The 17,900-nt window shown below is 50.9% G+C and carries 22 protein-coding genes and 1 rRNA gene; 15 read left to right on the top strand and 8 right to left on the bottom strand.

Annotation, left to right across the window (positions count from 1 at the left end; all coding sequences use genetic code 11):
* Positions 1-81: 81 nt before the first annotated feature.
* The 6 genes from JOD24_RS11750 to JOD24_RS11725 all read right to left on the bottom strand — a co-directional run bounded on the left by JOD24_RS11750 (position 82) and on the right by JOD24_RS11725 (position 4,454).
* On the bottom strand, positions 82-1,017 hold the full coding sequence (locus JOD24_RS11750; protein WP_429246962.1) for an HD domain-containing protein: 936 nt from the start codon (positions 1,015-1,017) through the stop codon (positions 82-84).
* 26 nt (positions 1,018-1,043) lie between these two features.
* Positions 1,044-1,562, bottom strand: coding sequence for a GNAT family N-acetyltransferase (locus JOD24_RS11745; RefSeq protein ID WP_429246961.1), 519 nt, complete (start codon positions 1,560-1,562; stop codon positions 1,044-1,046).
* Positions 1,559-1,774, bottom strand: coding sequence for an HIT family protein (locus JOD24_RS11740; protein WP_429246980.1), 216 nt, complete (start codon positions 1,772-1,774; stop codon positions 1,559-1,561). The genes JOD24_RS11745 and JOD24_RS11740 overlap by 4 nt, the downstream gene beginning before the upstream one ends.
* Before the next feature lie 81 nt (positions 1,775-1,855).
* Complete coding sequence (locus JOD24_RS11735; protein WP_429246960.1) at positions 1,856-2,560, bottom strand: hypothetical protein; 705 nt, start codon at positions 2,558-2,560, stop codon at positions 1,856-1,858.
* Positions 2,561-2,752: 192 nt separating this feature from the next.
* Positions 2,753-3,151, bottom strand: a complete 399-nt coding sequence (locus JOD24_RS11730) for a globin domain-containing protein (protein WP_429246959.1) — start codon at positions 3,149-3,151, stop codon at positions 2,753-2,755.
* 4 nt (positions 3,152-3,155) lie between these two features.
* On the bottom strand, positions 3,156-4,454 hold the full coding sequence (locus JOD24_RS11725; protein WP_429246958.1) for a glutamate-1-semialdehyde 2,1-aminomutase: 1,299 nt from the start codon (positions 4,452-4,454) through the stop codon (positions 3,156-3,158).
* 179 nt (positions 4,455-4,633) lie between these two features.
* Here JOD24_RS11725 and JOD24_RS11720 point away from each other — a divergent pair, with 179 nt between their 5' ends.
* From JOD24_RS11720 to JOD24_RS11700, 5 genes are all read left to right on the top strand, one after another.
* Positions 4,634-5,554 (top strand): DUF1835 domain-containing protein, encoded by a 921-nt coding sequence (locus JOD24_RS11720; protein ID WP_380166797.1) that lies wholly within the window; start codon positions 4,634-4,636, stop codon positions 5,552-5,554.
* Between the two features lie 203 nt (positions 5,555-5,757).
* On the top strand, positions 5,758-7,317 hold the full coding sequence (locus JOD24_RS11715; RefSeq protein WP_429246957.1) for a serine/threonine-protein kinase: 1,560 nt from the start codon (positions 5,758-5,760) through the stop codon (positions 7,315-7,317).
* Between the two features lie 32 nt (positions 7,318-7,349).
* Positions 7,350-8,747, top strand: coding sequence for a class II fumarate hydratase (locus JOD24_RS11710; RefSeq protein WP_429246956.1), 1,398 nt, complete (start codon positions 7,350-7,352; stop codon positions 8,745-8,747).
* 41 nt (positions 8,748-8,788) lie between these two features.
* Positions 8,789-9,538, top strand: coding sequence for a sporulation protein (locus JOD24_RS11705; protein WP_429246955.1), 750 nt, complete (start codon positions 8,789-8,791; stop codon positions 9,536-9,538).
* Positions 9,539-9,554: 16 nt separating this feature from the next.
* Positions 9,555-10,316 carry a sporulation protein gene (locus JOD24_RS11700; RefSeq protein ID WP_429246954.1) on the top strand — a complete coding sequence of 254 codons (762 nt, stop codon included), beginning with the start codon at positions 9,555-9,557 and terminating at the stop codon, positions 10,314-10,316.
* A 175-nt stretch (positions 10,317-10,491) separates the two neighbouring features.
* On the opposite strand, the gene gerPC is transcribed toward JOD24_RS11700, so the two are convergent.
* The gene (gene gerPC, locus JOD24_RS11695; RefSeq protein ID WP_380166807.1) at positions 10,492-10,875 is read right to left on the bottom strand and encodes a spore germination protein GerPC; all 384 of its coding nucleotides are present in this window, start codon (positions 10,873-10,875) and stop codon (positions 10,492-10,494) included.
* A 211-nt stretch (positions 10,876-11,086) separates the two neighbouring features.
* Here gerPC and JOD24_RS11690 point away from each other — a divergent pair, with 211 nt between their 5' ends.
* From JOD24_RS11690 to perR, 8 genes are all read left to right on the top strand, one after another.
* A complete protein-coding gene (locus JOD24_RS11690; protein ID WP_380166809.1) occupies positions 11,087-11,506 on the top strand; it encodes an Hsp20/alpha crystallin family protein in 420 nt (139 codons plus the stop codon).
* A gap of 68 nt (positions 11,507-11,574) precedes the next feature.
* Entirely contained in the window at positions 11,575-11,778 is a 204-nt protein-coding gene (locus JOD24_RS11685; RefSeq protein WP_009710044.1) for a spore germination protein, read from the top strand.
* A gap of 15 nt (positions 11,779-11,793) precedes the next feature.
* Positions 11,794-12,165, top strand: a complete 372-nt coding sequence (locus tag JOD24_RS11680; protein ID WP_429246953.1) for a hypothetical protein — start codon at positions 11,794-11,796, stop codon at positions 12,163-12,165.
* A 183-nt stretch (positions 12,166-12,348) separates the two neighbouring features.
* The gene (bcp, locus tag JOD24_RS11675; protein WP_380166813.1) at positions 12,349-12,819 is read left to right on the top strand and encodes a thioredoxin-dependent thiol peroxidase; all 471 of its coding nucleotides are present in this window, start codon (positions 12,349-12,351) and stop codon (positions 12,817-12,819) included.
* A gap of 80 nt (positions 12,820-12,899) precedes the next feature.
* A complete protein-coding gene (locus JOD24_RS11670; RefSeq protein ID WP_380166815.1) occupies positions 12,900-13,679 on the top strand; it encodes a class I SAM-dependent methyltransferase in 780 nt (259 codons plus the stop codon).
* Between the two features lie 13 nt (positions 13,680-13,692).
* Complete coding sequence (locus JOD24_RS11665; RefSeq protein ID WP_429246952.1) at positions 13,693-14,646, top strand: D-2-hydroxyacid dehydrogenase; 954 nt, start codon at positions 13,693-13,695, stop codon at positions 14,644-14,646.
* Between the two features lie 12 nt (positions 14,647-14,658).
* Positions 14,659-15,324 carry an endonuclease III gene (nth, locus tag JOD24_RS11660; RefSeq protein ID WP_429246951.1) on the top strand — a complete coding sequence of 222 codons (666 nt, stop codon included), beginning with the start codon at positions 14,659-14,661 and terminating at the stop codon, positions 15,322-15,324.
* An 88-nt stretch (positions 15,325-15,412) separates the two neighbouring features.
* Positions 15,413-15,850 (top strand): peroxide-responsive transcriptional repressor PerR, encoded by a 438-nt coding sequence (gene perR, locus JOD24_RS11655; RefSeq protein ID WP_380166821.1) that lies wholly within the window; start codon positions 15,413-15,415, stop codon positions 15,848-15,850.
* Between the two features lie 106 nt (positions 15,851-15,956).
* Here the strand turns inward: perR and JOD24_RS11650 are convergent, their stop codons facing one another.
* Positions 15,957-16,298: a DUF2614 family zinc ribbon-containing protein gene (locus JOD24_RS11650; protein ID WP_380166823.1), complete on the bottom strand. Its 342-nt coding sequence runs from the start codon at positions 16,296-16,298 to the stop codon at positions 15,957-15,959.
* Between the two features lie 376 nt (positions 16,299-16,674).
* On the opposite strand from JOD24_RS11650, the gene JOD24_RS11645 reads away from it, so the two are divergent.
* Together JOD24_RS11645 and JOD24_RS11640 are read left to right on the top strand one after the other, a co-directional pair.
* A complete protein-coding gene (locus JOD24_RS11645) occupies positions 16,675-17,574 on the top strand; it encodes a nucleotidyltransferase-like protein (protein ID WP_380166825.1) in 900 nt (299 codons plus the stop codon).
* 247 nt (positions 17,575-17,821) lie between these two features.
* Positions 17,822-17,900: ribosomal RNA gene (locus JOD24_RS11640) — 16S ribosomal RNA — on the top strand; the annotation flags it as partial.

Raw genomic sequence — 17,900 nt, 5'->3', positions numbered from 1 at the left:
TCTTGGAGGGTGGGGATGGGGTTTCACTAATCCTTCAGTTGTTCTGGCGAGCCAAAGTCATCCCCACCCTCCTGTTCGGGTTTATCCATAGCTCTGCATCACACCTTTATTCATCTCCCGGATCCGCTCTGACAGCACAGACCCACGGACCGGTCGCCCTTCCCATTGGATCAAGGGATCGATCCAGCGGAGTTTCCCTCGATGATGGCGTGGGTAGTTTTTCGCCACGGTCACCCTGGGATGAATCGAGTTCAACAGGGTTTGGACCTCTTCGTTCCCGTGGGAGCGAAGTTTTTGCAGTATGGTTTCATCGTCAGTGAACAGGTCAGCCAGGGTTAGGCTGCCTTCATCAAGCGCCTTTCTCAATGTAGTGGCCAATTGCTTGTAGGCATAGACATTTAAAGGATGCTGGAAAAAGTCGATCACTTCCCGGTAATACAGCTCTGTGAACCATTCTCCGGCTTTCACTGAAGATAGGCAGATCTTTTCCTCACTAACGATCAGCTGATCGAGAAACCATGAGATGGATTGTGGGTCCATATGATCGTAGTGATACCGATCTCTCAGGGTGTAGTCGATCCGGTCGGCACACAGATCGGGAATAGATTGTTCCAGCAGGGACCAGCGGGAGCGATCCAGGATGGAGTCCAGGTGAAGGTTGTGCTTTGCAAGAATGGCGGGAATCTCCGACTGGCGGATCAGGGTCTCTAAAAATCGGTCGTGGAAATCCTCCTCAGGAGAGGCGACGACGATGTCGACTACATGGGAAAAAGCGGTATGAGAGACATCGTGGAGCAAACCGGCGACCTGCTCTTCCAGTGAACCACCTAAATGCCGGATCAACAGCATCACTCCCACTGAGTGTTCAAACCGGGTGACGTTCCAGGCGGAGTGGACCAGATGGGCCGCCCCGCCTTGATGGATTTTTTGCAAGCGTTGAACTGGTGGGGAGTGAATCAACTCTCCCAGCACTTCTTCCACTTTCCACCGGCCGTAGACTGGATCCTCGATGATCATGGATGTTTTTCCCCCTTGAAAAGGAGTTAACCGGTCTCTTCGGTAAAACCGAGATGTCGATTGATGGTCAGCATAGGGACATTGGTCTCGTGAACCCGAGTGGTGACCCTGCGAACTCCGTGATTTAGGCAAGCGAGGATGGACCGACGTTTCAGTTCCGTGGCGATGCCTTGCCCGCGACCCGATTGTTTCACCACAGTCAGACCGGCGCGTGCGGTTTTGTCTCCCTTGAGAGTGAGACTGCACAATCCGACCCATTCTTCCTCCGAGGCGGCGAGAAACTGGGTGGCGGCGTGATCCCGATAGGAACGGGAATAAATCCTTTCACAAAATTCATCATAGCTCTCAAAACCGCCCTGGTGTCCAGGATCGTCCAGAACTCCTTCTCGGACCAGGGGGTACAGACGCTGACGGCAAGCTTCGTCATCAGGAACTTCCACGAGTCTGAAAAAACGGACTCCTGGCAAAGTGCGGGGGGATGAAAGACGGTTGTTCAACTCTGGAGGCAAGGGGTCCAAGGTCAAGGTTAAATGAAGAAAGCTCAATTAAAGTCCCTCCCGTAGGAAACTATTTCTGTTTTCGCTAATGACCGTCGGTTATCCTTCTGCTTCAACCAGTGGCGGATGCCTTTTCCAGCATGGTGTTCGTCTGTGAAGCGCGGGATGACATGGAGGTGGGCGTGGGGAATGCTTTGACCTCCGGTCTCTCTGCAATTCCAACCCACATTGTATCCGTCAGGTTGGTACTGTTCATCGATGAGTCGTTTTGCATCCTAAAAAGAGACCTCCTTATCAAGAATGGAGTTGGATGATGATCGGAAATAATCTGGTAACCTTCTTCAGGGAGCAAATAATTGCATCAGGAAATCTACCTCTTCATCGTCCATATCAGGGTCATTACGCATGATTTGTTCCATTTCCGTTCCCATACTGCGACGTACTTTGATAGGAACCCCATGCTTTTGTGCTAATCTGTCGATTTGACGAAGGGCTTCAAGCTGTCGTTTTCCAGAAGGTTTGTTGTTTAACAGAGATTTCCCCAAATCGTATTTCCGGTTTCCCGAGCGTAGGATATAATGGGGTCCCACATTGGGGCCCTTGGAGTTTTTTCCATAGTAATTATAGTCCAGGATGATTTCGGTTTCCGCCCATGGGTATACCTCCCGACTCCATCCCCAGTAAGGGTTGTGATAAAATCCCCGGTCATCGGCAGCCTCGTAATAATTCAAGGTGAAGGGCGAGAAGAGGAGGCTGGGTATCAAAACGAGCGGTATACCGAAGGTGATCACAAACCCCAGTAAGGATCCGGGGAATTCGATGTCCAATTTGATGGAGAAAAAGGTTTTTAACAAACCCACCAACCAAACTGTGAACATCACGGAAATTGCAGAGATATGAAAATAGGAAAAACCGGTGGGGGCCCAAACCAGATCCTGGTCATTGGAAGTGAGCATTTTTTGAAATTGGATGATGACGTCGTTCAACCATTCCAAGCCCAGTGCTATAGCTGAAAAATACAGAACCACCTGGATGAGAATAATCAATATGCGGACCGGCCTGCTCAATGCCCTTTTTTCTTGTTCTCTCTCTATTTTTAAGTGAATGATGGTTCTCCCTCCATGGAAATGATATTTCCATTAAATCAGAAGTGATGCAACAGTCAAATATGTACTTCGCATCGTATAAACAAAAAAGCCACCTCATCACGGGGTGGCTTGGGGTTCAATTGTATACGGTCAGGATTCTTGGTCTGACTGATTCACCATATGGGCGGCGGTGGTGTAGAGGCGGCTCCACATTTCTTTTCGGACCTGGCCTTGGATCTCTGCCTCATCCAAGGCTTCTGCCATACAACGGAGCCAAGCCTCCGCTCGCTGAGGGGAGATGGGGAAGGGGAGGTGGCGAGCCCGTAGCCGGGGATGTCCGTACAGTTGGCTGTACAGAGGAGGGCCCCCGAAGAACTGAGTGAGGAACCGTCTCTGCTTTTCCATCACCGGTCGGATCTCGTCTCCCTTCGGAAAGATCGGGGCCAGCAGGGGATCTTGCTGTACCCGGGGATAAAAGGATTCTACGATCCGGGCGATGGTTTCCTCCCCGCCGATCCGCTCATATATTGTCAAAGGTGCTCGGTCCATCGGTTTACCTCCCAGTTGCCACATTTTTAAAAGCTTTTTCCGCTACCTGAAGCGTATATTCCAGGTCCTCGTCGGAGTGGGTGATGGTGAGGAACCAAGCTTCATACTTAGAAGGAGCGAGATAAACCCCTCCCCGGAGCATCTCCTGGAAGAAGCGGGCAAACCGATTCCCGTCTGCTTCTTGGGCACCGTCGTAGTCGGTGACGGGCTGATCGGTGAAGTACAGGGTGAGTGCGCCACCTTTTCGATTGATCTGTACAGGGATTCCCGCCTGTTGAGCACGGGAGTGTAAACCTTCTTCCAGAATCGATCCTTTCCGGTCCAGTTCCTCATAGATTCCCGGTTGGGAGAGAGCTTCCAGACAGGCAATTCCCGCGGCGATGGAGAGAGGGTTGCCCGCCATTGTGCCGGCTTGGTAGGTGGGTCCCAACGGAGCTACTTTCTCCATGAGTTCCCGCCGTCCGCCGTACGCGCCGATAGGCAGTCCGCCTCCAATAATTTTGCCCAGGGCGGTCAAATCAGGTGTTACGTCATACAAGCTTTGAACGCCGCCGTATTGGAAGCGGAAAGCGGTGATCACTTCATCATAGATCACGAGGGCGCCGGCGTGGTGGGCTTGTTCTCGGACGGATTCAAGGAAACCCGGAGCCGGCTCCACGATGCCGAAGTTGCCTACCAGGGGCTCCATCAGGACTGCGGCCACCTGATCCCCCCACTGGGAGAGAGCCTCTTCCAGCCCATCGGGATTGTTAAAGGGAACTGTGATCACTTCTTTTGCGATGCTCTGCGGAATGCCAGCGCTGTCCGGTGTTCCCAATGTGGACGGGCCGGATCCGGCTGCCACCAGCACCAGATCAGAATGTCCGTGGTAACAGCCAGCAAATTTGATGATTTTATCCCTGCCGGTAATTGCTCGGGCTAAACGGATGGTGCTCATCACTGCTTCCGTCCCGCTGTTTACGAAACGAATCTGCTCACAGGAAGGAATGGCTTTTCGCAACATCTGAGCCAACTGGATTTCTTTTTCCGTCGGGGTACCGTAGAGAACTCCTGTCTCGGCAGTTCTTTGGATGGCTTCGGTCACCTGGGGATGGGCGTGTCCCAGGATGATGGGACCGAAGGCGGCCAGATAATCGATGTAGCGGTGACCGTCTTCATCCCAGAAATAAGGCCCTTGTGCTTTTTTCATAAACACCGGATGATCCATCCCGACTGCACCGAAGGACCGCGACGGACTGTTTACACCCCCGACGATCACGTCCAGGGCCTGTTTATGTAAGTTTTTAGATTGTAGATAGGACAATTGGATGCCTCCCTTATCGATTCCCGTTCCATTTCCATTGTACAAGTCCTGGGAAGTAAGGGGCAAGAGGGTTGGATTTGAGGGGAGTGAGAAGAATCCACTACATCGATTCCACTGGAAACAAAAGACGTGATATGTCATCCTGTTAGAAGAATCGATAAAGGAAGAGGGGGAGAGCCATGATCCATATCGTCAACGGTGATGAGTTTGGGGAACGCCTCCGCGAATGCCCGGGGTTGCACGGAGAAGTCTTCGTTTGGCGGGAGTTGTATGACCTGGGCCCCTTCTCTCCGGATTGGAATGAACAGGAGATGGCGGCCCGGCGAGCACTGTTTTTGGAAGAGATTTTGGGAATGCCGGTGGATCAGATGGAAATGTTATTGCGCTATCAAGAGCAACGTCTAAACCGGCTACCTCTTGATTCCCAGGTGGTTCTCTGGTGTGCTCCCCATCGGCATGACCAGATGTTGATGACCTATCTTCTGTCTCGGCTCTCAGGGCGGGGTTTATCGCGTGCAGAGTGGGTAGAATTGCCGGGAGTTCAACCACTCTTCGATTTAAGCGATCTGGATTTGGTTCAACGCTTTGAAAACCGTCGGCCATTGGAGCCAGATCATCTGGAGCAGGCTACATTGGCTTGGCAGTCCTATATCTCCCCCGACCCTCGTGATATCGAAAGATGGCTACAGACGACTCCCTCTTCTCTCCCCGACCTTCGGAGCGTATTTAAGTGTCATCTCGAATATTTTCCTTCCCTATCAAATGGTTTGAATGTAGTGGAGGAGCTGATTTTGCAACAGATCAGTGAACAGCCCTTGGAATTTCGGGATCTGTTTCGGGAGATATGCTCTCTCCGGCCGGCGGATGGCCTTAGTGAGCTCCATTTGGCCGTCCTATTGAATGAACTGGGTGATCTCTCTTCCCCGTTGATTGAAGGGGAGACAGTGATCGTCTTGACACCCTTGGGAGAAAAGGTATTGAAGGGGGAGGAAAATCGTTTGCAGGTCTGTGGAATCGATCGATGGCTGGGTGGAGTCCACTTGCAAGGAGATTCCTGCTGGTGCAGAACGGCCGGGGGAGAGTTGGTCAGGAGGGAGTAATCCCTCCTCTCTCCTCCCTCGTTGTTTCCCCCTTCTGAGGGAAGAGTGGCGATTGTGTCGGAGACCGTCGAAATCGAAAGAGGTTCGTCGGAATCGGCTGTACGATTGAGGGCTGCTATGTTATTCTGAAAATGGCGCTTTGTAGCTTTTAGTCTATAAATATTTTTGTGCAGTTCGGAAATAGATGAGTGGGGGAGAGGAAGTTGGCTTTTTTTTCTATCGGGGATCACTACCGCGGTACATATCAAATTGAATATGTGGAACCGTTTTTTGAAGGTGAGTTGGCCGTTGCCTCTTCGGAAGGGGAACGTTTTTTTCTTCAGCTGACCCGTCTTCAGAAACCGGCCCCGCCCCGGGCCATTCAGCAGTACCTTTCCCTGAAGGATCATCCGCTGATTGTACCCTATCTCCAGGTGTATTCAGAGGAACGTTCCCTGGTGATGATCCGTCCTTATGTTCCCTTTACGGAACGCTTGCATGAACGGATCGCCCGTGGAGGGCTGGATGAAGATCAGATCCTGGATTGGGTGAGTCGCCTGTTCCCAGTGGAAGAGGTTTTAAAAGAGAAACCCCTACGGATGTATACCGTACTGCATCCCGCCAATATCGGTTTGACAGAATCGGGCCAGGTTCAAGTACTCTACTGTGGAGTCGAGGGGAGAACCCTTCCCGACCCCAGGGTGGATTGGGGCAACCTTCTCTATATGCTGTTTTCAGGCAATATGCTGGATCAACCGATTAAAAAGCTCCCGCCGGATCACGGGTTTTCAAAGCCATTGGAAAAGCTGATCCAAAGATCTTTTCATAGACAGGCGGGTTCTGTGGCATCCAATTTAGAGACCTATCTGAAAAAACGGGATGCCAAGGGGTTCTTCGACTTTTTAAAAACGAAGACCAGTCCGAAGGAAGATTCCTCCGAAGAGACTTCGTCTTCGGTTGAATCCCCGTCGGATTCGGCAGTTTCCGAAGACCCTTTCCCTCCAGAGGGACCTTCATCCGATATCCTACGCCGCAGGTTGGAAGAAACCCGCCGTGCAAAGGAAGAGGCGGAGCGCCGGGCGCAAGAGGAAGCGGCCCGCCAGGAACAGGAGCGCTTGGAACGAGAGCAACGGGAGCGGGAAGAGGCAGAGCGCCGAGCCCAAGAAGAAGCGGCCCGCCAGGAACAGGAGCGCTTGGAACGAGAGCGCCGAGAGCGGGAAGAAGCGGAACGCCGAGAGCGGGAAGAAGCGGCCCGCCAGGAACAGGAGCGCTTAGAGCAAGAACGCCAAGAGCGGAAAGAGGCGGAACGCCGGGCCCAGGAAGAAGCGGCTCGTCAGGAACAGGAGCGCTTAGAACAAGAGCGCCGAGAGCGGGAAGAGGCAGAGCGCCGGGCCCAGGAAGAAGCGGCCCGCCAGGAACAGGAGCGCTTAGAACAAGAGCGCCGAGAGCGGGAAGAGGCGGAGCGCCGAGCCCAGGAAGAAGCGGCTCGTCAGGAACAGGAGCGCTTAGAACAAGAGCGCCGAGAGCGGGAAGAGGCGGAGCGCCGGGCCCAGGAAGAAGCGGCTCGCCAGGAACAGGAGCGCTTAGAACAAGAGCGCCGAGAGCGGGAAGAGGCGGAGCGCCGGGCGCAGGAAGAAGCCGCTCGCCAGGAGCAGGGAGCTGAGGGGCATGAGAAGCAGTTGGAAAGAGCCCGAGCGGAAAGGCTGCATCATGACCGGCTCGCTGCTCAATTTGAAGAATATGTTCGCCAGGTGTTCAATCGGCAATCCTCGGGAAATGACTAAGGCAGAGGGACCATTATGCCGGAGGTGTTTCCATGTCCAATGAATACCGGATTCAGAAGGATTCGATGGGGGAAGTGCGGATCCCCGCGGATCGTTACTACGGAGCCCAGACCCAACGGGCTGTGGAAAATTTCCCGATCAGCGGTTGGCGACTTCCCCGCAGTTTTATTCGTGCTCAAGGATTGATCAAAGCGGCTGCAGCATATGCCAACCAGGTGTGTGGTGAGTTGGATGAGAAAAAAGCGACAGCCATTATCGAAGCTGCGGATGAAGTGATCGCTGGCCGTTGGGACGACCACTTTGTGGTGGATGTATACCAAGCCGGAGCGGGAACGTCCCAGAATATGAATGCCAATGAAGTGATCGCCAACCGAGCGGTTGAAATCCTTGGAGGCCAGGTAGGGGATACTTCATCGGTTCATCCCAATGACGATGTCAACCGGGGCCAATCCACGAATGACACCATCCATACTGCCATCTATATCGCCGCAGCGGAAGAGTTGGTTCATGGTTTGTTCCCCTCTGCAGACCGCCTGATTCAAAGCTTGCGGAACAAGAAAGATCAATACGGACATATCGTTAAATCGGGACGTACCCATTTGCAGGATGCCGTCCCCCTCCGAGTGGGGCAGGAACTGTCCGGGTACATCGGTTCTCTGGAACAGGCTGTAGAGGGGATTAAAGAGAGTTTGGACCTCTTGTATCAGTTGGGTCTCGGCGGAAATGCCGTCGGTACTGGGATCAACACCCCTGCGGGTTATGCCGAAAAAGCGGTGGCAGAGATTGCCCGCAGGACTGGACTTCCTTTTCGACAGGCAGAATCCCGCTTCGCCTTTATGCAAAATACAGGTGGAGCTCTCAAAACAAGTGCAGCATTAAAGGTGTTAGCTGTTCACTTGGATAAATTGGCCAGCGACTTACGACTGCTCGGCTCGGGGCCGCGGACGGGATTGGCAGAATTCCGCTTGCCACCAGTCCAACCGGGATCTTCCATCATGCCGGGCAAGGTGAATCCTGTCATGGCTGAGATGATGAATATGATCACGGTGCAAGTGATCGGAAATGATGCAGCGATCACTGCCGCAGGTCAACACGCTCAGTTGGAGCTGAATGTGATGATGCCAGTCATCGCCCATAATCTGCTCCACTCGATTCAGATTCTCACTCAGGGAATGGAAGCGTTGCGTCGCCGTTGTATCGATGGGTTGGAGGTTGACCCGGATCGTTGCGGGGAGTGGATGGAGAAATCCCTCGCCCTAGCGACGGTTCTCAACCCGGTGATCGGGTATGACCGGGCGGCGGGGGTGGCGAAAAAGGCTAACCAGGAAGGAAAAACCGTTCGCCAAGTCATCTTGGAGGAGAAGATTCTGTCTGAGGAAGAAGCAGAACGGATTCTGAACCCGAACAATCTGATTCCCGGAGACGGTTAAGTCTTCGGGTCTCCCATTTTTTAAAGGGGGGATGAAAGGAGATGGAAACTATTTTTAACAAAGCTTTGGCCAGTCTCGGAGTGGGTGCTGCCCGGGTGGATACCCGGCTAGATTCTCCACAGTATCAGCCGGGAGATCTCGTTCGAGGGGAGGTGGTGGTCCGGGGGGGAGAAATCGGGCAAAAGGTGGACGACATCTATATGTACTTGTTGATCCATTATCTGAAGAACGATAAAAGTGTTCCCCATATTTTGGAGGAGTTCCATCTGAGCGAAAGCTTTGAAATTGAAGCTAAGGAGTACAAAATCATCCCGTTTCAGTTTCGGATACCTCTAAAAACCCCGATGTCCTGTGGCCGCTTCCCCATCTATCTGAAAACGGGTTTGGATATCAAGATGGCGAAGGATCCGACGGATCTGGATCGGATTGAGGTGTTCCCCCATCCGACGGTGGAGCGAGTGCTCGGTGAAATGGAGAGCTCCGGTTTTATCATGTATCGCGTGTTCAATGAGTATCTGCCTGATTCCAAACTACTTCCCTTCATTCAAATCTTTCAGTTCCGACCGGCAGAAAGATATCATGGATATTTGGATGAGTTAAATCTTTTCTTTGATGTGGATGAAGGCGAAGTTCGGATGGAAGTGGAAATCAGCCGGGGGACGAGGACATTAAACACATCCTTTAGTTGGTTATTGGATGATCCGGATGGGACCCTGACCTCTGATCAAGAGGATCCAGACCAACCCTCCTCCAGCCCGGTTGCTACCATCCAGTCCCTGCTGACATCCTGAGGGAAGGAGGACATCCATGTCATTTTTTAATAAAGCTTTGGCAAGTATCGGGATCGGTAATGCCAAGGTAGATACACGCCTCAAAGAATCCCGTTACCGGCAGGGAGACCTGGTCGAAGGGGAAATTTTTATCCAGGGCGGTCAAGTAGAGCAAGAGATTGATGAAATTTATCTATATTTGGTTGTTTTGTATTTTCAGGAAGGAACTCAAAAAGAGTATGTTATGGAAGAACATCGGTTGACGGAAGTATTTAAGATCGCCCCCCGGGAAACCAAAGTGATCCCCTTTGAATTTATGCTTCCATTTGATACCCCGGTCACTACGGGAGGATGCCCGGTATATCTTAAAACCGGATTGGACATCTCCATGGCAGTGAATCCCGATGATACAGACGGGATCGAAGTGTTGCCCAATGCCCTGGTGGAGAAAGTCCTTCAGTTGGTGGAGCGAGTCGGATTTCAATTGGTTCACATCGATTTTGAATTCGATTATTTTTTCTCACGTCATCCTTTCATACAAAGATTTCAGTTTAAACCCACGGGGGATTTGCGAGGAACTCTCGATAAATTGGAACTGATGTTCTATATCGGGGCGGACTATTTAGAGATAATTTTCCAGGTGGATCGTCGGGCCACTGATTTGATGACCTCTTTGGAAGAGGCTCTGGAACTGGATAAAAAGACGTTTCGTATGACAGTGACAGGCGAGGATATCCAGGGAGGAGATGAGGAAGTGGAGAAAAAGTTGTCAGATCTGATCCATGAGTATGCAGGTTGATTCACCCATTCGGGGCGGCATGAAGCCGCCTTTCGTATTTTAGGGGGATTCCCGCGGGACTAGAAACGTTGTAAAAAAGTCGTCCGAGGGAGGGTTGATTTTCACATTTCGGCCGCTTGTGAGCTTCAGCCATCCATGTGAAAATCCTCGCCCCTTTTTGATGTCTGACTCCATCTCATTGTTGGGAGGACGGACCTGTCTCTGAATCGGAGGGAGAATCTTCGGGGGGAGGGACTTGGACGGAGGAGCTCTCTTCATCTACTGTGGGGATGGTGGGGGATGAAGGAGTTGGCTCTCCAAGATCAAACTGGGCCTTTCCTTCTCGCTGCAATTTTTCGATCAGCTCATTCACATTCTCTCCTTCCCCCTGGGTGGTTAATCCGACGTTGAGGGTTCCGCTCAGGGTTTGTACATTCAGCTCCTGTATTTTGTACACCAAGTTTTCGATTGCGACGGGTTGAATGGTGTCTATTTGTTTTTTTAACTCTTCATTCTCTTTACGGAGGGTTTCCATTTCCTGCTCTAGCTGATTGATCCGATCCCATAAATAAGCATACATATCCCAGGGCACCTCCGTTTCCAACTTTGCTTTGGTCCGGGTGCTCAGACTCCTTTTTCCACGACCCATTGACTGTTTAATCAACAGCCCTTTGCTTCAGTATATGGCTGATTTACCTTTGATCATGCCCGGGACTGATTTCAGTATCAGCGTAAGTGCTTTTTGAATAGACTGGAGTTGAGAAAAACTGTTGCCGGGGAGGAGGGGAAATATGGATCCCCACCAGAATTTTATGAAATGGGGAGAAATGGCCCGTAAATTTTTGGGGAACGATTTTTGGGGTGATATGATGGAAACTATGCCATCATCGGGTCCCAAGGCGGATGTTTTTCATGGAAAGGATGAAGTGTTAGTCTTGGTCGATCTTCCCGGAGTGGAGGATATCAATCAGATTCAGTTACGAGTGGAAGATGATGCTCTCCTGATCAAGGGCAGGTTGAATCCCCGGCATACCCACTATCAAGCCAATCTTCAGGAACGGTTTTATGGTGATTTTGAACGCAGAATCAAGTTGGGGACCTCCGTTGTGCGGAAAAACAGCAGTGCACGATACCGGAAAGGGGTATTGGAAGTGCGGTTATTACGAGCCGGTATGGATACGGATTTTCACACCATTCGCATCCGTGATTGAACCGGAAACAGGCACAAGGCCCTTTTCCGGTTCATACCATGGGATAGACCCAGCGGGGAGGATGGATCATGGGAACCATCAACAACATCTTTAATCTGAAAATCCACAGTGTATCCAGCGCCGGGTCTGTCAACTTTGGGAACACCGTCAATATTGGAGCCGAGAGCAATTCTAAGTCTCTGGGAGGTTCTTCACCTATTGGTGATTTTGCTCGCAATATCGATTTTGAAACTAACCAAGCCATCGATCCTGATATCATCGACCAGGTCTAAGGCAGGTGTATTGGGATGGATATTTGTATAAAAACCTACAGTCTCCATGTCACCACGGTGACGAATCGTGGCTCTGTCAATATCGGGAACACGATGAATATCCAATATTCCGATCGAAACCGGCGCAGTCTGTCTCCGCCGCCCCCGGAGGCAATCCCTCCTGAACAAGGGCCCACAGGTCCTCCGGTCACTCCACCAGAGATTCCCCCACAGCGGGAGATTCCAGGTCAAAACCCCATTCCACCGATCCCCCCCCCGATCGAACCGGGAGTGAGGGAACAAAAAGATGCAGGAGACACTTCAGAGGGAGGTTTTTACTCGATTCCGACACCTGCCCACTCACCCTTGTGCATCCCATCCATTCCACGGTGGGTAAGAAGGCTCTGACGGGAATCGGTGGGGAGCTGGGCGCTGGACTGTGGGAGGCGAGGATCTCATCCAACCATCGGAGGAGTTGTTTTTACGAAAGAGGCGAGATCACAGCCTGGCGGGGAGTGGTACCTTTCGTTGACGGGATACTTCTACGGCGATCTGTTACAATAAAGATAAATGATGAATGGAGGTGCCCATATGGTAAGAGAAGGGGAGCAGGCACCTGAGTTCAGCCTGCCAGCATCTAATGGCACAGAGGTTTCCCTCTCAGATTACAGGGGAAAGAAACATGTGGTTCTTTACTTTTACCCCAAGGACCTTACTCCCGGTTGTACCACCGAATCTTGCGATTTTCGCGATCGGGAGAAGGATTTCTCTGATTTGGATACCGTGATTTTGGGATTGAGTCTGGACGATCTGCAATCCCACGAAAAATTTATTCAGAAACATCATCTCCCCTTTCTTCTTCTCAGTGATTCAACTGCCGACGTATCCAAGGCATATGGGGTGTACAAAGAGAAGAATGTATTTGGCAAAAAGAAATGGGGAATTGAACGTTCTACCTTCATCATCGATAAAGAAGGACAAATCGCCAAAGCTTGGCGCAAAGTGAAAGTGGACGGGCATGTGGAGGAAGCTTTAAACTGGGTTCGAGAGCACTTGGATTGATCGCTGACCTCCCACTTGGCTTGGCAGGGGTGAAGGAATCGCTTCTTCACCCCTTTTTGGATGGAGAAGGAGGATGCGTTTTGTTACAGGATCATATGTACCAATGGCCAGACTATTATGACTGGACCTCAGAGGGGCTGGACGGGGATGTCACCTATTATGTCGATCTGGCGATGAAGGCAAAAGGGCCGGTGATGGAACTGGGCTGTGGGACTGGACGTTGCTCCTTGGGGATGGCACAGCATGGAGTGGAAGTCGTTGGAGTGGACAAGCAGCCCGAGATGTTGGCTGTGGCTGAAAAAAAAGCGACAGAGATGGGTTTGTCCAACCGATGTCAGTGGATATGTGAAGATATGAGCACACTGAACCTGAAACGCCGTTTTAAATTGGTGGTGATCCCATACCGTTCTTTCCTCCATCTTCTTCACGTTCGGGATCAGGTGGCGGCCCTGCAGGTGATCCGTCATCATTTAGAGGATGGGGGTTGCCTTGCTTTCAATGTGTTTGTGCCTGAGATCCCCCAACTGGTGGAGGAGGAGGGAAGGTTGGTTCACCGAGGGGTGTTTAGTGTTCCAGGGACGTATCAGACCGTGGAGGTATATGATTACACGGAGTTTGACCATTTTCGTCAGCAGGCGGATGTGATTCGTTACTATGAACGGTATGAGAAGGATGGCAGACTGCTGGAACGATTGCGCACCCGTTTTTCCATGCGCTATGTGTTTCCAACGGAACTTTTTCATCTGCTCCGTCTAACCGGTTTTGAGGTGGTCGGATGTTACGGAGACTTCCGGAGAGAGCCCTTCGGTCCCGAAAGCACTGAATTAGTGATTGAAGCAACTAAGATGGTACATGATTGAGGAGGAGATGGGGATGATCCACGTGGCGTCCTCGGCGCGAATCAGTGAGAAACATCAAAATCGGCTGCGCCAGGAATTTTCCGATGTTCAATTTTCCTTTTTTGAAGAGATACAGGGTGTGTTGCAGGTCGCTTCCGATGCAGAGATTTTAATCACTTATGGGGATGACTTGGATGAGGAGAAAGTGAATGATTTTCCCGAACTCCGTTGGATTCATGTGATCAGTGCTGGTGTGGAGCTTCTGCCCTTTGCGGCATTGAAAAATAGGTCGATCCAAGTGACTAATGCCCGCGGGATTCATGAAATTCCCATGGGGGAACACGCTGTGGCTGTCATCTTGCAGTGGACAAGAAGACTTCATCAGTATCTGGATCGACAAAGACAAGGGGAATGGGATTCATCTCTGCATGTCGAAGAATTGTCGGGAAAAACCGTCTCCATTCTCGGGACAGGAGCGATTGGCCGCGGGATTGCCGCACGATTGAAAGCCTTCGGGGTGAGAGTGCTGGGGATGAACACAGACGGGAGACCTCATCCCCTCTTTGATGAAATCGTGGCTCCCCATGATCTGGAAAGGTTGCTGAAAGTTTCCGACTTTGTTGTGGTTACACTCCCTCTCACCTCTCATACCCAGGGGTTGATCGGAGCGCGGGAACTCGCTTGGATGAAACCGACTGCCTGTCTGATCAATATGGGCCGTGGAGCGGTGGTGGATGAGGCGGCGTTGCTGAATGCGCTGGCTGAAGAGTCCATTGGAGGGGCCATTTTGGATGTGTTTGAAAAGGAGCCGCTGCCCAAGGACCATCCTTTTTGGTCTCAGAAAAATGTATTGATCACTCCTCATGTTTCGGGTCGGTCGCCTCTTTATATGAGTCGGGCGTTGGACCTTTTCAGTCACAATATGAAGGTGTACACTTCTGGAAAAGGAGAGGTTATAAATCTTCTGGATCCGGAGCGGGAATACTGAGGAGGCAGGCGGATGATTAGAAAACCTAAACGGGTGCAGACACGAAAAATATTGGACACTCTTGCCAGAATGTATCCCGATGCCCACTGTGAACTTCATTTTAGAAATCCATTTGAGCTCTTGATCGCCACCATCCTCTCAGCGCAGTCCACGGATCGTCAAGTGAACATCGTGACGAAAAAACTCTTTGCCAAATATCCTTTACCAGAGGATTTTCTCTCTTTGACTGAGGAAGAATTGGCAGAGGAGATTCGTGGGTTGGGGTTGTTCCGCAACAAAAGTCGGAACATCTTGCTGACCTGCCGCATCCTCGTGAACACCCACAGCGGAAAGGTGCCACAAAGACGGCAGGATTTAGAGGCGTTGCCTGGAGTGGGGCGCAAAACAGCCAATGTCGTGCTGAGTAACGCTTTTGGTGTTCCGGCCCTTGCCGTGGACACCCATGTACTTCGGGTTTCCAATCGATTGGCTCTGGCTGATAGTCAACAACCCTTAGAAACGGAAAAACAACTGACGCGAAAAGTGCCCCGCAAGGAGTGGACGGATACCCATCATCGGTTGATCTGGCACGGACGCAGGGTTTGCACGGCCCGTAAACCCAAGTGTGAAGAATGTGATTTGCTTCCCTTTTGCTGGTACGGTAAAAACCGTCACGATATGGAGCCGTTGACAAAGTAAACAAAAAGGGAGTAGACTATTTATATCTATTCTAATCAAAGAATGACTTCTTGCCCTTTCGATGGCGGAACACAACGGGGTGATGGCGATGGAAAATAGCCGTGTCAATCAAGCGATTGAAGTGCTGAAATCGACAGGTGTGCGAGTGACGCCGCAGCGGTATGCCATTCTGGAATACTTGCTTACATCCTTGGGCCATCCCACCGCCGATGAGATCTACAGGGCATTGGAGGACAAATTCCCCAATATGAGTGTTGCGACGGTATACAACAACCTGCGCGTATTCAAAGAAGCGGGCATGGTTCGGGAGTTGACCTACGGTGATGCTTCCAGCCGTTTTGATGCCAACATGACAGAGCATTATCATATCATCTGCCGGGAATGTGGAAAGATCGTGGATTTTGAATATCCTCCTTTGTTTCAGGTGGAGAAGGAAGCCGAAGAAAAAACCGGCTTCCGGGTAGAGACCCATCGGATGGAACTTTACGGCGTCTGCAACTCTTGCCAAAAAGAAAAAGCGATTTAAAAAACCTGCCCGGGACCCAAGGGCAGGTTTTTTTGTCCGTGTATTCGGATGATGGAAAAGTCCATCGCTTGGATTTTCAGATGAGCAGAGGATTTGCAAGTCAAATTTACTGACTGTCCGGGCCTGGGGATTGCGACGACGAGGTCGCCTCGGTTGCCAAACTCCTGTCCATCGTCAAATGGGCCCCACAATGCATGCACCGGTCCATCTTTCCAAGAACTTTGGTGGTGCGCTCGCATTCCGGACACTCAACTTGCAGTGCCTGGGTCGATAAGATTCCCACCCAAAAATAGATGACCACACTGGAAGCCACCCCGAACAATCCGAGGACAAAGAATACCATCATGGCCGCAGGCCATATAAAACCGAGGTACATAATTCCCATGCCCATAAAAATCATCAGGAGGGCGATGGTGCGAAATCTGTTGATCTTACTGGCAAACAGCAATGAGACTCCCTCCTTTGATCCAATCTGGGATTGAAGTCGTCTCCCTTTTCTTTCATGTTCATCAACAGTATACCACGGAACCTAAGGCAGAAAAATGAAGCTTTCCCGAAAAAACCACCGGAAATAGAGGGAAGCAGGAATTCTTCCGAGGCTGTCGAAAACTTCTAGAAACACTGTGAAAAAAATGCCCTCAGGAGATGGGGGACCGATGGAAAAGTTCGTGGATCGTTAGAAATCTTGTTAAAAAAACGTTCAAGAGATGCAAACAAGGTTTTTAGAGCTTGATAAGGTGAAATTCCTTTGCGATCCGACGGGCCTAAAAGAACGATGTTTCCTGGGAAAACCTGTGGACCCGCACCGGGAATGGGGGGAGAAGATGATTCAGGCCAAGGTCATTTATCCGAAATTGAGAAACCAGTTGCAAGAGAATCCCCATGTGGTAGGGGCGATCATCTTTCCTGCAGGTATGGATTCCTCCGTTCCAGAACCGGTGGACCTGATTCTGTTGGTTTTTCATGAGAAGGGGGAGAGGGGGTCCGTACTCTCTTATATGATGGAGATCTGGAAAGTGAAGGAGCTCCGGATTCCGCTCCAGGAATTGATGGCCGAAGTGCTTGCGGGGGAACGGCAAGAGGTGATCGACTGTTTGTTGAAAGGGGAGGTGTTGTACGATCCGGAAAACCGAATTATAGAACTACATAAACAATTTCTTTCATTTCCCAAGGAATTGCAAAGCAAAAAAATGTGCTTGGAGTATTCCGCATTATTAAGACATCATTTGGAGAGCAAACTTTTATTGAAGGAGGGACATCTGCTGGATGCCCATCTCTCTATTCAACGGAGTCTCCTCCATTGGGCGCGGTTGACGGCCATTGAATCCGGTGAATATCCTCGTTTCCGGCTGTGGCCACAGGTGAAACGGATCAACCCGGCTGTTTATAAATTATACAGGGAGCTGGCGACAGGGGAAGAACCTTTGGAACAGCGGATGAGACTTGTGCTGCTGGCCGAGGAATATGCAGTTCTAACCAAGCCGGAGCAGTATTGCGAGTATCTGCTGGAGTTGCTTGCTTCTGAAGGCGGCAACTGGAGCTTAGGTGAAATCCATCGTCGATTGGAGCAAGATCAGCTCTTCCTCGATGTGACTCAAGTGATAGAGGAGCTGGTGCGCCGTTCATGGGTAGAAGAGGTGGCGACAGCTGGTGAAACTCATGCTGAACAAACTTATCGTCTAATCCACAAGGATCGTCAACAAAATGAAATTGAATTCAGGTGAAAAAAAGGGTTGACGAATGAAGAAGTCCATGTTAAATTAGTACTTGTCGCCGCGAGATCAGCTTGACCGAGCCGATCCGAGGCAGACGAAAGAAAAACAAAAAAAGCTGTTGACAAGAACAACTGAGCATGATAAGATAGATCTTGTCGCCGCGAAAGAGGCAAGCGCCTCGGAAACAGCGAGATCGAGCGTTCCTTGAAAACTGAAGAGCGAATGAACGACCCTGTCATAATGAGCAATCAACTCTTTATTGAAGAGTTTGATCCTGGCTCAGGACGAACGCTGGCGGCGTGCCTAATACATGCAAGTCGAGCGAACCGATGAAG

It is taken from the genome of Kroppenstedtia sanguinis, from assembly GCF_050433445.1.
Classification (GTDB): Bacteria; Bacillota; Bacilli; order Thermoactinomycetales; family DSM-45169; genus Kroppenstedtia; species Kroppenstedtia sanguinis.
This window is presented reverse-complemented; position numbering and strand designations above follow the sequence as displayed.